The following is a 14,488-nucleotide window of genomic DNA, read 5'->3' on the forward strand; positions in this document are numbered from 1 at the left end:
CCGGCCGCCCGGCACCTTGCCGCCCAGGTCGGCGTCGACGAGCAGCACGTCGAACCGCCGTCCCTCGGCGGCCGCCCGCTCCAGGCAGCGCAGCGCGGCCGGGCCGCTGCCCGCCGCGGACACGTCGACGTCCGGTTCCGCGGCCAGGGCCGCGGCCAGTGACTCGGCGAAGATGCGATGGTCGTCGACGACCAGGACTCGGATGCGAACCACGAAACCCCCTTCCCCAAGCTCCCCTCGGAGCAGGGGATCACCCCATCGTCAAAGGACGACACCGGCGCGGGTACGACGCCGAGGCCCTGTCACTCCACTCACCGGACACGGAACGGGCCGCCGCGGCCACACGGCCGCCGCCGCGCGACAACCACCACCCCACCCCGGACGCCGTACCCGACCGTCTCGCCCCCTGAACGGCGCCGGCCCCCACCGGCACTGTTCATCAGGGTACGGGCGGGGGCCGGGAGCGGAAGGTTATTTGCAGAACTGGCGGCCTTACGCGTTTATGGTGAGCCACATGTTTCGTCTTGAGACAGAAGTCGACAGAGCCCGACGTGATCTGCTCCACAGGCGGCTGAAGGACACCAACACGGCGGCCTCACCGGTCCTGCGCGCCCTGCGCGGCACCCCGGGCGAACGTGAGACGCCTTTGCACGTGTGGGCATCGGACGCGAACGGTGATCTCGCGGGCGGTCTGGTCGGCCACACCTGGACCGCCTGGCTGCACGTGACCTACCTCTGGGTCGACGCCCGCCACCGGGGAGCGGGCCTGGGCTCCCGCCTGCTGACGGAGGCGGAGCGCCTCGCCGCCGGACGCGCCTGCACGGCCTCCCGCGTGGAGACCTGGGACTTCCAGGCCCCGGACTTCTACCGGAAGCACGGCTACGAGGTGGTGTGCGTGATCCCCGACTACCCGCCGGGGATCACGGAGTACACCCTGACGAAGCGGCTGGGCTGAGGCTCAGCGCACCCGCCGCGCGCCCGCCGCCGGGACCGCCTCGAAGACGCGGGGGGCCGTGAAGCCGGCCGCCGCGAAGGCCTCCTCCACCGCCTTGGTGATCGTCGGGACGTCGGTCTCCTCCGCCAGGACGATGGCCGAGCCGCCGAAGCCGCCGCCGGTCATGCGGGCGCCGAGGGCGCCGGAGGTGACGGCGGTCTCCACCACCAGGTCGAGTTCGGGGCAGGAGACGCGGAAGTCGTCGCGCAGGGAGGCGTGGCCCTCGACCAGGACGGGGCCGATGGCCCGGGTGTCGCCCGACTCCAGCAGGGAGACGACCCGTTCGACCCGCGCGTCCTCCGTCACCACGTGGCGGACCAGCCGGCGGACCTCCTCCTCGTCGCCGAGCCGCTCCAGCGCCGCGTCCAGTTCCCCGTACGGCAGGTCCCGCAGCGCGTCGACGCCCAGCAGGGCCGCGCCCTTCTCGCAGCCGGCCCGGCGCTTGCCGTACTCGCCCTCGCTGTGGCTGTGCTTGACCTGGGTGTCGACGACGAGCAGGCGCATGCCCTCGGCGGCCAGGTCGAAGGGGATCTGGCGCTGGGAGAGGTCACGGGTGTCGAGGAACAGGGCGTGGCCGGTCTCGCAGCAGGCGGAGGCCGTCTGGTCCATGATGCCGACGGGGGCGCCGACGTAGACGTTCTCCGCGCGCTGGCACAGGCGGGCCAGCTGCCAGCCGCGCAGACCGAGGCCGAACAGGTCGTTCAGCGCGAGCGCGACCACGACCTCCAGGGCCGCCGAGGACGACAGGCCCGCGCCCGACGGGACCGTCGAGGCGAGGTGGATGTCGGCGCCGGTCACGGTGTGTCCGGCCTCGCGCAGCGCCCACACCACGCCCGCCGGGTAGGCGGTCCACCGCTTGTCGGACTCGGGGACCAGGGCGTCGGCCGTCAGTTCCACGACCGGCCCGCCCACGTCGGCGGAGTGCAGCCTGAGGACGCCGTCGTCGCGCCGGGACACCGCCGCGACCGCGGTGTGCGGCAGGGCGAACGGCATGACGAAGCCGTCGTTGTAGTCGGTGTGCTCACCGATGAGGTTGACCCGGCCCGGTGCCGCCCACACCCCGTCCGGCGCGGCCCCGTACAGCTCCTCGAACCGCTCGGCGACGGCCCCCGCGACGGCCTCGCTGGACTCGCTCATGCCCTGACCCCTGCCTCTTCGTGACGTTCTTCTCGGCCTACTTGGCCTGTTCGGCGCGCTGCTGCGCGAACTCCCACGCGTCCGCGACGATCTCCGCGAGGTCGGCGCGCGACGGGTTCCAGCCAAGCTTCTCGCGGGCGGTGGCGGCCGACGCCACCAGGACCGCCGGGTCGCCGCCCCGGCGGGGTGCCACGACCTCGGGGATCGGGTGGCCGGTGACCTGACGGACCGTCTCGACGACCTCGCGGACGGAGAAGCCGTTGCCGTTGCCGAGGTTGCAGATCAGGTGCTCGCCGGGCGCGGCGGCCTTCAGGGCGAGCAGGTGGGCCTCGGCCAGGTCGGCGACGTGGATGTAGTCGCGCACGCAGGTGCCGTCGGGCGTCGGGTAGTCGTCGCCGTAGACGGAGATCGCCTCGCGCCGCCCCTGGGCCACCTGCAGCACGAGCGGGATGAGGTGCGACTCGGGGTCGTGCCGCTCGCCGTGCTGCCCGTAGGCGCCGGCCACGTTGAAGTAGCGCAGGGAGACCGCGCCCAGCCCGTGGGCGGCCGCCTCACCGGTGATCATGTGGTCGACGGCGAGCTTCGAGGCGCCGTACGGGTTGGTGGGGCGGGTCGGCGCGGTCTCGACGATCGGGACCTGCTCGGGCTCTCCGTACGTCGCCGCCGTGGAGGAGAACACGAGCCGGCGCACTCCCGCCTCGCGCATCGCGGCGAGCAGCGCCATGGTGCCGCCGACGTTGTTGTCCCAGTACTTCTCCGGCTTCACCACCGACTCGCCGACCTGCGAGAAGGCGGCGAAGTGCAGCACGCCGTCGAACGAGGGATCCAGCCATTTGGCGGCGTCGCGGATGTCGCCCTCGATGAACGACGCGCCCGCGGGGACGCCCTCCCGGAAGCCGGTGGAGAGGTTGTCGAGGACGACGACCTCGTGGCCGGCCTCCAGCAGGTGCTGGGCGACGACCCCACCGACGTAACCGGCCCCACCCGTCACCAGGTACTTCCCGCTCATGAACTCGCTACCTCTCGCAGTCGCTCGGCCGCGCGCTCCGGCGGCACGTCGTTGATGAACACGTTCATGCCGGACTCGGAACCCGCGAGGAACTTCAGCTTGCCGGACGTACGGCGGATGGTGAAAAGCTCGAGGTGGAGCGCGAAGTCGTCACGCGTGACGCCGTCGAACTCCTCCAGCGCGCCGAACGGGGCCTGGTGCCAGGCCGCGATGTACGGCGTCGGAGGCTCACCCTCCCCGAAGATCCGGTCGAAGCGCTTCAAGAGTTCCAGATACACCTGGGGGAACTCTGTGCGCGCCGCCTCGTCCAGTCCGAGCAGGTCGGGCACCCGGCGCTTGGGGTAGAGGTGGACCTCGTAGGGCCAGTGCGCCGCGTACGGCACGAAGGCCACCCAGTGTTCACCCTCAAGGACGATCCGTTCGTCGGCCCGTTCCCGCTCCAGCACGGCGTCGAAGAGGTTCTCGCCGCCCGTCGCCTCCTTGTGTGCGGCCACTTGGCGCAGCATCAGGGCTGTGCGGGGGGTGGTGAAGGGGTAGGCGTAGATCTGCCCGTGCGGGTGCTGGAGGGTGACGCCGATCTCGGCCCCCCGGTTCTCGAAGCAGAAGACCTGTTCGACGGAGGGCAGATGCGACAGCTCGGAGGTCCGGTCGGTCCAGGCGTCGAGCACCAGACGCGCCTGCCGCTCGCTCAGACCGGCGAAGGACGAGTGGTGGTCGGAGGTGAAGCAGACGACCTCGCACCGGCCCGAGTCCCCGGCCAGCGAGGGGAAACGGTTCTCGAAGACGACCACGTCGTACGAGGAGTCCGGGATCTCGCTCAGCCGGCCGCCCTCGGAGGGACACAGCGGGCACTCGTCGGCCGGCGGGTGGTACGTACGCCCCTGGCGGTGCGAGGCGACGGCGACGGCGTCACCCAGCAGCGCGTCGCGACGGATCTCGGACGTGGTGACGGTGGCGTCCAGCGGACGGCGGTCGGGGGCGTCGCGGACGGTGTCGTCGGCCAGGTCGTAGTAGATGAGCTCGCGGCCGTCGGCCAGCCGGGTCGAGGTCTTCTTCACTGCCGTACTCCTCTGCACCCGCCAATCACTCAACACAATCGAACATAACACATCACAACCCACCAGCGAGCCGCACCCATCACGATCAAACAAAGAACATCATGGGAAGTGTTCAGTTACTGAACACGGAGGCATAGGTTCCGCACCGGATCAGTTCGCGAACGAAGCGAGTGTGTATGCAAACCCCCACATACCTGGCCGCAGAGCTTCGACTCCCCACCAACTGGCTGGACTACACGATCCTCGGGATCTACTTCGTCGTCGTGCTGGGCATCGGCCTCGCCGCCCGCCGCTCGGTCAAGACCAGCCTCGACTTCTTCCTCTCCGGCCGCTCCCTGCCCGCCTGGGTCACCGGCCTGGCCTTCATCGCGGCCAACCTCGGCGCCACCGAGATCCTCGGCATGGCGGCCAACAGCGCCCAGTACGGCGTCTACACGACCCACTGGTACTGGATCGGCGCCATCCCCGCGATGGTCTTCCTGGGCCTGGTGATGATGCCGTTCTACTACGGCAGCAAGGTCCGCTCGGTCCCCGAGTTCCTGCTGCTGCGCTTCGACAAGGCGGCCCACCTGCTCAGCTCGATCCTCTTCGCGGCGGCGGCCATCCTGATCGCCGGCGTGAACCTGTACGCTCTCGCGATCGTCGTCGAGGCCCTCCTCGGCTGGCCGCAGTGGGTGGCGATCGTCGTCGCCGGCTTCTTCGTCCTGGCCTACATCACCCTCGGCGGTCTGTCCTCGGCGATCTACAACGAGGTACTGCAGTTCTTCGTCATCCTCGCCGCGCTCATCCCCATCACCGTGCTCGGCCTGAAGAGCGTCGGCGGCTGGGACGGACTGTCCGACTCCCTGACCGAGTCGCACGGCGACAACTTCATGACCGCCTGGGGCGGCACCGGCATCGGCAGCGACAACCCGCTCGGCGCCAACTGGCTGACCATCGTCCTCGGCCTCGGCTTCGTCCTCTCCTTCGGCTACTGGACGACGAACTTCGCCGAGGTGCAGCGCGCCCTGTCCGCCAAGAACCTCTCGGCGGCCCAGCGCACCCCGCTCATCGCCGCGTTCCCGAAGATCTTCATCGTGTTCCTGGTGATGATCCCGGGCCTGGTCGCCGCCGTGATGGTCCCGCAGATCGGCACGGCCGACTCGGACCTGCAGTACAACGACGCGATCCCGTACCTGATGCAGCAGCTCCTGCCCAACGGCGTCCTGGGCATCGCCGTCACCGGCCTGCTGGCCGCGTTCATGGCCGGCATGGCGGCCAACATCTCCTCCTTCAACACCGTCTTCACCACCGACATCTGGGCGAAGTACGTGGTGAAGCACCGCGAGGACGAGTACTACGTCCGCTTCGGCCGCCTGATCACCGCGATCGGCGTCCTCGCCTCCATCGGCACGGCGTTCCTGGCCAGCTCCTTCTCCAACATCATGAGCTACCTCCAGACGCTGTTCTCCTTCTTCAACGTGCCGATGTTCGTGGTCTTCATCATCGGCATGTTCTGGAAGCGGGCGTCCATGAAGTCCGGCTTCTGGGGCCTGATCGCCGGCACCACCGCCGCGATGATCAACTACTTCGTCATCTACAAGCAGGGCATCATCGGCATCCCCTCCGACCAGGGCGCCAACTTCGTCTCCGCGATCGCCGGCTTCGTCGCGGGCGCGGTGGTCATGGTCGCCGTGTCGCTCTTCACCGCGCCCAAGCCGACGGAGGAACTCCAGGGCCTGGTCTACGGGACGCGCTCCCCGGGCATGGCGGAGCCGCCCGCGGAGGGCGACGACGCGTGGTACCGGAAGCCGGCGTTGCTGGGCTGGGGTGCGGTGATCCTGGCTGCCGCCTGCTACATCCCGTTCTCGTTCTGATCGCGGGAGGATGGAGAGAACATGTCCGAGCACTATTCCGAGCGTGATCTTCAGCAGGAGGTCTCCGAGCTGGAGACCAAGTCCGCGACGGCCGCACGGTTGTTCGACATCCGGCGGATCATCGGTGGGCTGTTCGTCGTGTACGGCGTGATCGTCACGATCGCGGGGTTCACCGCGTCCGATGCGGACATCGACAAGGCCGAGGGGGTCAACATCAACCTCTGGACGGGGTTGGGGATGCTGATCCTGGGCCTGCTGTTCCTCCTCTGGCTGAAACTGAGGCCGACGGCTCCGCCGCCACCGGATGTCGTTCCGGGGGAACGGGAGGAGTAGGGGCACGCCGTACGGGGTCGTGCGGCACGGGGTGCCCCGCGCTGCTGTGACCGGGGTGGGGCTGCGGCCCCGGCGCGGTACGGGGTGCCCCGTACCGGTGTGGGCCGGGGGGTGTTCGCGCAGCCCGGCGCTTACGGGGTGCCTCCCCCGGAGGGGGTACCCCCCGCGCCCACCGAAGCCGCACAGGCGCCGCAGGCATGGGACCCGCACCCCCACCGGACCGAACGCCGCGCCGCAGGGTCTAAGCGTTGCCCCCCACCGGCCCCGCACGGTCCAGTAGGCCCGTTCGGGCGGCCAGGGCCGCCGCCTCCAGGCGGGAGCCCACGCCCAGTTTCATCAGGACCCGCTGGACATGCGTCCGGGCCGTGGAGGGTGCGATGCCCATGCCCGCCGCGATCAGCCGGGTGTCCTCCCCGTCGGCGACCCGCACCAGCACCTCCACCTCCCGGGGCGTCAGCATCTGCAACAACCGCGCACCCTCGTCATCCGGCTGCGCCGCAGGATTCAGCAGCTCCCCGAACGCCCCCTGCAACAACTGCGGCGCCACCGCCGCCTCCCCCGCCCGCGCCTTCATGATCGCCCGCTCGACCCCCTCGATGCGCTCGTCGTGCCGCACGTATCCCGACGCCCCCGCCGCGAACGCCGCCGCGATACCCCGCGGTGACGGCACCGGCCCCAGCACGACCACCGCCACCTGCGGCCGCTCCCGCTTGATCTTCACCACCGGATCGAAGGCCCCCGCTCCCGCCGGCGCCGCCGTCCCCAGCAGACACACCTCGGGCGCCCTGCTGATCACCAGATCCGCCGCCCCGGAAGCCGGCGCCGCAGCCGCCAGCACCCGGTGCCCCCGCAGCTTCAACGCCGAGGCCAGCGCCTCGGCGAGCAACCGGTGGTCGTCGACCACCATCAGCCGCACTCCCATCGAACAACCAACCCCCCATAACAACGCACCCCCGGATGCCCCCGGAAGCTACACGCTTGTTCGACATCGCGCTCCCCCTACCGGCGAGAATCGCCCCGGATCGTCGAAATTCTCGCATTCGACGGTGATGAGCACATGAGGAGCGATACGCCCGCGGCCCCGTCCCTGACCAGGGACGGGGCCGCGAAAAGCAAGAATCCGAACGATCAGCTCGTACCGAAAGCGATCACGAGATACTCCTTCTCGTCCGAAGCCGACGAGAAATCACTGGCGTATATATCGGACATGTACAGGCCGCCCTGCGAGAACAGGATCTCCGAGTATTCCGGGGACATCCGCGTCTCCACGTCCCGCACGGTCTCCGTCGCCGGGTTCTCCATCAGCGTCGTCTGCTTGAAGGTCCCCCCGTCGATGCTGACGATCTGCCCGCCCTTGTCGTACGGCGGACGCTTGTACGCCAGGAGGTTGCCACCGTCCATCCGCAGCGGAACGATCGTGTAGTCCTCACCCGCGTCGGCCCGCTGACCGGTCTGCTTGCCGGTCGCCAGGTCGAAGGCGACGATCTCGTTGGTCTGGCTGTACGACTCCCCGCCGGCCTCGTGCTCCTCGGTGGCGATGTACAGCCTGTCGTCGCCGACCGCCAGCCCGCTGCACTTCTCGAGCTTGTAGATGCCGTCGCAGCGGGCCCCGAACTCGTCGCCCGGCGCGGAGATGCGCGCACGCAGCTTGCCGGTCTTGCCGTCGATGGAGAAGAAGTCCGAGATCCCGCTGCCGTCACCCGCGGATTCGTTGACGTCGGCCGCCACGACCAGCGGGTCGGTGGAGACGACGGCGGCGTACTCGATGCCCTCGTCCATCTTGTACTCGGAGATCACCTTCCCGCTCTTCGGGTCGATGTTCTGGATGTGCAGCTGCCGCTGGTCGTACGAGCCGCACTTGCGCACCGCGACGAGCTTCTCGCCGCCGCCGTACCCGGAGTCGTAGCAGGAGTCGGACGTCTTGGGCGCCCACAGCTGCTCACCGGAGGCGATCTCCCAGGCGGCGCCGCCGCTGGTGCTGCCCGCCGCGACGGTACCGCCGCTGATCGTGACGTTGTTGAAGCTGATCGGCGTGGTGCCGGACTTGGCGGTCTTGGTCCACAGCTCCTTGCCCGCCTCCAGGTCGATCACCGCGACCTGCGTGCAGGACTGCGGGTTCCCCTTGGTCGGCATGGCGGGCTTGAAGGTGATCGCCGTCTTGTTGTCCTCGGTGACGCGGTGGGTGGCCTCGCACACCGGTCCGGGCAGTTCGATCGTCCACTTCTCGGTGCCCTTGGCGCGGTCGTAGCCGACGATCTCGGCGATGCCGCTCTTGGCGTAGACCGTGTCGGTCAGCCAGGAACCGGAGGTGGAGATGGTCGTGACGTCCTTGGGGGTCTTGGGCGCGGGCACCTGGAACAGCACCTTGGACTTGGTGTCGGCCGGTGCCTTCTCCTTCGCTTCGGAGGAGCCGCCCCCTCCTTCCCCACCGCCGCCGTTCGTCTTGTTCTTGCCGTCGCCGGAATTGGCGGTGTTCTTCTTGTCGTCGCCCTTGCCGGACGAGGACGCGTACCAGACACCGCCACCGACGATCAGGGCGATGGCCACGACCGCCGAGACGATGATGGCGGCCTGCGCGTTGAACTTCTTCCCGCCACCCCCCGGCTGCGGCTGCATCGGCATGGTCGGCGGCTGCGGATATCCGTACCCGGGCTGCTGCCCGTACGGCCCCGGCTGTCCGTACGCCCCGGGCTGCTGCGGCTGCCCGTACGGCCCCGGCTGCTGCTGCCCCGGATACCCGTACCCGGCGGCCGGCGGCTGCTGCGGATACCCGTAGCCGGGCCCCTGCGGAGCGGCCGGAGGAGCCGCCGGAGTCTGCGGGGCGGCCGGAGGAGTAGCCGGAGTCTGCGGGGCGGCCGGAGGAGACTGCGGAGCGGCCGGAGCCTGCGGATAGCCGTATCCAGGCTCCGGAGCCTTGTTGAGATCGGGCCCACCAGGAGTGGACGGCGGCTGCGGCGGCCCGAACCCCGGCTGCTGCGGGGGCTGGTTGGGCGGCGGAGGCGGCTGGGTCATGACGTGAATACCTCGGAGAAGAAGGGGACGACGGACGGCGGACGGCGAGAAGAGGACGAACCGCGACTCTCACTTGCCGTAGGCGAGCATCAACTTCTCCTTCGAGTCGTCATTGCCGGTCAGCCGTGTGGTCGAGATGTAGAAGCGCCCGTCGACCCAGTCGATCGACTTGCTGAAGAAGCTGTTCTCGATGTCCGCGACGCCCTGCGGGTTCTGCATCAGTCCGGTCGGCTTGTGGTCGCTGCCGCCGACGGGGATGGCCACGACCTGCCCGCCCGCGTCGTACGACGGCTCGACGTAGGCGATGAGCTTGCCGCCCTCGATCTTCATGGGCTGCATGGACTCCTCGGCGGGGGACTTGACCCGCCACCGCTCCTTGCCGTTGTCGAGGCTGATGGCGACGATCTCGTTGGCCCCGGTGGTCGCCTCGGTGGGCAGGTAGAGGGTGTTCCCGTCGACGACGACGCCCTCACAGCCCTGGAGGTCGCGCGCGAGGATGGCCCAGCCGCAGCCGGGGGCGAAGTCCTCGTCGACGGTGACCTCGGAGCGGAACTTGCCGCTGCCGCCGGTGAAGACGGATATGTTCCAGGCCTTCTTCTCCTCGTTGGTGCTGTAGACGACCACCGGGTCGACGGAGTAGGCGCGCTCGACGCGCCACCCCTTGTCGAACTTCTGGGTCCACTTCACCTTGCCGGTCTTCGGGTCGAGCTCCCGGAGCTCGTCGTGCTCGTTGGTGCCGCCGGCGCCGCAGGACGCGACCTGGAGGAGGCGCTCACCGCCCGCGAAGCCGGCGGGGAAGCAGGGGGCGTCGCCGTACTTCTTCGCGTCGAACAGCTTCTTGCCGCTGGTCACGTCGTACGCCGTGCCGGACTGCGAGCGGCCCACCATCAGCGTGTTGCCGGTGAGGGACATCTCGATGGAGAGCGCGGAGTCGAACAGCGCGCCGTCGGCGACCTCCTGCTTCCAGCCCTTCTCGCCGGTGTTGAGGTCGACGAGCTGGAGCTGGTTGCACTTGGCGCGGTCGCTGCTGCCGCTCATGTAGGCGATGACGACCTTCTCGTCGGACGTCTTCGCCTGCGTGACCGCGCAGATCTCCTCCGGGAAGGCGATGGTGTCCCAGGTGGGCTTGCCGTCACCGACGTTGTAGGCGACGAGCTCCTTGTAGGCGGCCTTCACGGCCGTCCTGTCGGTGACCCACATGCCGGGGGCGTCGGCGCCGGAACCGGGCGCGTCGGGCGCCTCCTTGTACCAGAGCACCTTGGACTCACCGGCCTGGCGGCCCTCGTTGAGGTCCTCCGGGTCCTCGCCGCCGTCGCCACTGCCGTCGCCCGGGTTGACCGGGGCACCGGAGGAGCCACCCGGCTTCGGGTCTTCGGTCTGCTTGGCGACGGGCTTCTTGTCCTTCTCGCCGTCGTCACCGGAGACGGCCCACACGGTGCCGCCGATCGCCAGCAACGCGGCCACCGCGGCACCGATGACCATGGCGGGCTTGCCCTTGAAGGGGCTCCGGGAGCCGGTCCCGCCGGGCGGCGGCGTGCCGGGCGCCCCGGGGAACTGCGGCTGCGGCGGGTATCCGTACCCGGGCTGCTGCCCGTACGGCCCCGGCTGCTGCGGCTGCCCGTACGGTCCGGATGCGTACGGCCCGGAGTTGTACGGCCCCGGCTGCTGCGGAGGCTGCTGCTGCGGATACCCGTATCCGGGCTGCGGCGCACCCTGCGGAGGCGGAGGGGGCGTCTGCGGAGCCCCGAAGCCACCCCCCGGCGGCGGATCCTGCGGCGCTCCGAAGCCTCCCTGCGGCGGCTGGTTCGGCGGCTGCGTCATCAGCGCGTTCCCCCTTGCTCACTGACTTTTAGCCACGCCCTGAGGTGCGCGATGAACCCAGAGCCGTATTCAGACGTTTCTCAGACTGGGCCCTTTCTATCACCCGGTACGGACACGCCACCGGGCCGCGTCCTCCCCTGTTCCCAAGGGAGAACCGGCCCGTGATGCCCCTGTTACGCGCCCTCACTCCCTCTTCACACCACGCGCGCCCCTGCCCGGGGCGCGCGTGGACGGGCGGGACGGCTCAGGCGTCCTCCGCCAGTTCCAGCCAGCGCAGCTCCAGCTCGTCCCGCTGTCCGGCCAGTTCCCGCAACTCGGCGTCGAGTTCGGCGACCTTCGCGAAGTCGGTGGCGTGCTCGGCGATGGCGGCGTGCAGCTTGGTCTCCTTCTCGGAGACCTTGTCGAGCTGCCGCTCGATCTTCTGCAGTTCCTTCTTGGCGGCGCGCTGGTCGGCGGCGCTCCTCTCCGGCGCGGCGCCCTGCGGCACCGCGGCCGGTGCGGAGGCCGCCGCGGCCGCGGCCTCCTCCATGCGCTTGCGGCGCTCCAGGTACTCGTCGATCCCGCGCGGCAGCATCCGCAGGGTGCCGTCGCCGAGGAGGGCGAACACGCGGTCGGTGGTGCGCTCGACGAAGAACCGGTCGTGGGAGATGACGATCATCGAGCCGGGCCAGCCGTCGAGGACGTCCTCGAGCTGGGTGAGGGTCTCGATGTCGAGGTCGTTGGTGGGCTCGTCGAGGAAGAGGACGTTGGGCTCGTCCATCAGCAGCCGCAGCAGCTGCAGCCGCCGCCGCTCACCGCCCGACAGGTCGCCGACCGGCGTCCACTGCTTCTCCTTGTTGAACCCGAACGTCTCGCAGAGCTGCCCGGCGGTCATCTCGCGCCCCTTGCCGAGGTCGACGCGCTCCCGCACCTGCTGCACGGCCTGGAGCACCCGCCAGGTGGGGTCGAGCTCGGCGACCTCCTGGGAGAGATAGGCGAGCTTGACCGTCTTGCCGACCCGGACCCGACCGCCCGCGGGCTGCACCTCCCCCTCGCTCCGGGCGGCCTGGGCGAGCGCCCGCAGCAGGGACGTCTTGCCCGCGCCGTTGACCCCCACCAGGCCGATGCGGTCCCCGGGCCCGAGCTGCCAGGTGACGTGTTCGAGCAGCACCTTGGGCCCGGCCTGGACGGTGACGTCCTCCAGGTCGAACACCGTCTTGCCGAGCCGCGAGGAGGCGAACTTCATCAGCTCGCTGCTGTCGCGGGGCGGCGGAACGTCCTTGATCAGCTCGTTCGCGGCCTCGACCCGGAACCGCGGCTTGGACGTCCGCGCGGGGGCGCCGCGCCGCAGCCAGGCCAGCTCCTTGCGGACCAGGTTCTGCCGCTTGACCTCCTCGGTGGCGGCGATCCGCTCACGCTCCGCGCGGGCGAAGACGTAGTCGGAGTAGCCGCCCTCGTACTCGTACACGTCACCGCGCTGCACGTCCCACATGCGGGTGCAGACCTGGTCCAGGAACCAGCGGTCGTGGGTGACGCACACGAGCGCGGACCGCCGCGTCCGCAGGTGCTGGGCGAGCCAGGCGATGCCCTCGACGTCGAGGTGGTTGGTCGGCTCGTCGAGGACGATCAGGTCCTGCTCCTCGATGAGCAGCTTGGCGAGCGCGATCCGGCGCCGCTCGCCACCGGACAGCGGCCCGATGACCGTGTCCAGTCCTTTGGGGAACCCCGGCAGGTCCAGTCCGCCGAACAGTCCGGTCAGTACGTCCCTGACCTTGGCGTTCCCGGCCCACTCGTGGTCGGCCATGTCACCGATGACCTCGTGCCGCACGGTGGCGGCCGGGTCGAGCGAGTCGTGCTGGGTCAGCACCCCCAGCCGCAGTCCGCCGGAGTGCGTCACCCGCCCGGTGTCGGCCTCCTCCAGCCGGGCCAGCATCCGGATGAGCGTGGTCTTGCCGTCCCCGTTCCTCCCCACGACCCCGATCCGGTCCCCCTCGGAGACGCCGAGGGAAATCCCGTCGAGCAGCGCACGCGTCCCGTACACCTTGCTGACGTTCTCGACATTGACCAGGTTGACGGCCATTTCTCTCCTGCCCGGTGGATCGATCAGCTTTCAAGCGTAGGCCCTGACGGAACGCGCCCGGGACGTGAGAGGACGGCCGCTCCCGGACCGGCGGACCCTTGCGAGGCACGGCCGGAGAACGCGGTCCCGGTCCTCAGACGACCGTCGCCCCCGGCGCCGGCCCCGCCGCCCTGCGCACCGTGCGGCAGGTGCCGGAGGCCCTCAGGGCTCCCGCGATGACGTCGGCGGCCTCCGCGTCCCGGGCGAGGAACGCCGTGGTCGGTCCCGAGCCCGAGACCAGCGTGGCCAGTGCCCCCGCGGCCCGCCCCGCCGCGAGCGTGTCCGCCAGCTCGGGGAAGAGCGACAGCGCCGCCGGCTGGAGGTCGTTGGAGCCGGAGACGGCGGCGGCGAGGGCGTCGACGTCGCCCTCGGCCAGGGCATCGAGCAGCTCCTGCGAGGCCACGGGCCCGGGGATCTCCCGCCCCTCCCCCAGCCGGTCGAACTCCCGGAACACCGCCGGTGTCGACAGCCCCCGCGAGGCCATCGCGAACACCCAGTGGAAGCTTCCCCCGACCTCCAGCTCCGTCAGCTTCTCGCCCCGTCCGGTGCCGAGCGCCGCCCCTCCCACCAGGCTGAACGGCACGTCGCTGCCCAGCTCGGCGCAGATGTCGAGGAGTTCGTCGCGCGAGGCGCCCGTGCCCCACAGCGCGTCGCACGCCAGCAGGGCGCCCGCGCCGTCCGCGCTGCCGCCCGCCATGCCGCCGGCGACGGGGATGTCCTTGGCGATGTGGATGTGGACGTCCGCGTCCCGGCCGTACCGCTCGGCGAGCACCAGGGCCGCGCGGGCGGCGAGGTTCGTACGGTCGAGGGGGACCTGGTCGGCGTCGGGGCCGGCGCAGGTCACCCGCAGCCCGTCGGCCGCCGTGACGGTGACCTCGTCGTACAGGCCCACCGCGAGGAAGACGTTGGCCAGGTCGTGGAAGCCGTCGGGGCGGGCCGCGCCCACCGCGAGCTGGACGTTGACCTTGGCGGGGACGCGGACGGTGACGCTCACTGCTGGCCCTGCTCCTTGTTCTCGGCGATGCGCGCGAACTCCTCGACGGTCAGGGACTCCCCGCGCGCCTGCGGCGAGACCCCCGCCGCGACCAGGGCGGCCTCGGCCTCGGCCGCCGAACCCGCCCACCCGGCGAGCGCGGCCCGCAGCGTCTTGCGGCGCTGGGCGAAGGCGGC

The 14,488-nt window shown here is 70.4% G+C and carries 11 protein-coding genes and 2 pseudogenes; 3 read left to right on the forward strand and 10 right to left on the reverse strand.

Annotation, left to right across the window (positions count from 1 at the left end):
* Window positions 1-213 (reverse strand): annotated as a pseudogene (locus tag B7767_RS01120) (DNA-binding response regulator); the annotation flags it as partial.
* A 301-nt stretch (window positions 214-514) separates the two neighbouring features.
* Between B7767_RS01120 and B7767_RS01125 the strand changes: the two are divergent.
* Window positions 515-955, forward strand: a complete 441-nt coding sequence (locus tag B7767_RS01125) for an N-acetyltransferase (RefSeq protein WP_085570437.1) — start codon at window positions 515-517, stop codon at window positions 953-955.
* Window positions 956-958: 3 nt separating this feature from the next.
* On the opposite strand, the gene galK is transcribed toward B7767_RS01125, so the two are convergent.
* From galK to galT, 3 genes are read right to left on the reverse strand one after another with little or no spacing between them, the layout of a single operon-like run.
* On the reverse strand, window positions 959-2,131 hold the full coding sequence (gene galK, locus B7767_RS01130) for a galactokinase (RefSeq protein ID WP_085570427.1): 1,173 nt from the start codon (window positions 2,129-2,131) through the stop codon (window positions 959-961).
* 37 nt (window positions 2,132-2,168) lie between these two features.
* A complete protein-coding gene (gene galE, locus B7767_RS01135) occupies window positions 2,169-3,140 on the reverse strand; it encodes a UDP-glucose 4-epimerase GalE (protein WP_085570428.1) in 972 nt (323 codons plus the stop codon).
* Entirely contained in the window at window positions 3,137-4,198 is a 1,062-nt protein-coding gene (gene galT, locus B7767_RS01140; RefSeq protein ID WP_085570429.1) for a galactose-1-phosphate uridylyltransferase, read from the reverse strand. The genes galE and galT overlap by 4 nt, the downstream gene beginning before the upstream one ends.
* A 176-nt stretch (window positions 4,199-4,374) precedes the next feature.
* Here galT and B7767_RS01145 point away from each other — a divergent pair, with 176 nt between their 5' ends.
* Together B7767_RS01145 and B7767_RS01150 are read left to right on the forward strand one after the other, a co-directional pair.
* Window positions 4,375-6,054: a sodium:solute symporter family protein gene (locus B7767_RS01145; protein ID WP_085570430.1), complete on the forward strand. Its 1,680-nt coding sequence runs from the start codon at window positions 4,375-4,377 to the stop codon at window positions 6,052-6,054.
* A 21-nt stretch (window positions 6,055-6,075) separates the two neighbouring features.
* The gene (locus B7767_RS01150) at window positions 6,076-6,387 is read left to right on the forward strand and encodes a hypothetical protein (RefSeq protein WP_085570431.1); all 312 of its coding nucleotides are present in this window, start codon (window positions 6,076-6,078) and stop codon (window positions 6,385-6,387) included.
* 241 nt (window positions 6,388-6,628) lie between these two features.
* On the opposite strand, the gene B7767_RS01155 is transcribed toward B7767_RS01150, so the two are convergent.
* The 6 genes and pseudogenes from B7767_RS01155 to B7767_RS01180 form a co-directional block, all read right to left on the reverse strand.
* On the reverse strand, window positions 6,629-7,309 hold the full coding sequence (locus B7767_RS01155) for a LuxR C-terminal-related transcriptional regulator (RefSeq protein WP_085570432.1): 681 nt from the start codon (window positions 7,307-7,309) through the stop codon (window positions 6,629-6,631).
* Window positions 7,310-7,515: 206 nt separating this feature from the next.
* The gene (locus B7767_RS01160; RefSeq protein WP_085570433.1) at window positions 7,516-9,399 is read right to left on the reverse strand and encodes a PQQ-binding-like beta-propeller repeat protein; all 1,884 of its coding nucleotides are present in this window, start codon (window positions 9,397-9,399) and stop codon (window positions 7,516-7,518) included.
* Between the two features lie 69 nt (window positions 9,400-9,468).
* Complete coding sequence (locus B7767_RS01165) at window positions 9,469-11,220, reverse strand: PQQ-binding-like beta-propeller repeat protein (RefSeq protein ID WP_085570434.1); 1,752 nt, start codon at window positions 11,218-11,220, stop codon at window positions 9,469-9,471.
* A gap of 244 nt (window positions 11,221-11,464) precedes the next feature.
* Window positions 11,465-13,279 (reverse strand): ABC-F family ATP-binding cassette domain-containing protein, encoded by a 1,815-nt coding sequence (locus B7767_RS01170; RefSeq protein ID WP_085570435.1) that lies wholly within the window; start codon window positions 13,277-13,279, stop codon window positions 11,465-11,467.
* Between the two features lie 133 nt (window positions 13,280-13,412).
* Window positions 13,413-14,312 carry a 4-(cytidine 5'-diphospho)-2-C-methyl-D-erythritol kinase gene (locus B7767_RS01175; RefSeq protein ID WP_085570436.1) on the reverse strand — a complete coding sequence of 300 codons (900 nt, stop codon included), beginning with the start codon at window positions 14,310-14,312 and terminating at the stop codon, window positions 13,413-13,415.
* Window positions 14,309-14,488, reverse strand: a pseudogene (locus B7767_RS01180) (16S rRNA (adenine(1518)-N(6)/adenine(1519)-N(6))-dimethyltransferase); the annotation flags it as partial. The gene B7767_RS01175 and the pseudogene B7767_RS01180, both read right to left, overlap by 4 nt.

The organism is Streptomyces sp. 13-12-16, from assembly GCF_002114215.1.
Classification (GTDB): Bacteria; Actinomycetota; Actinomycetes; order Streptomycetales; family Streptomycetaceae; genus Streptomyces.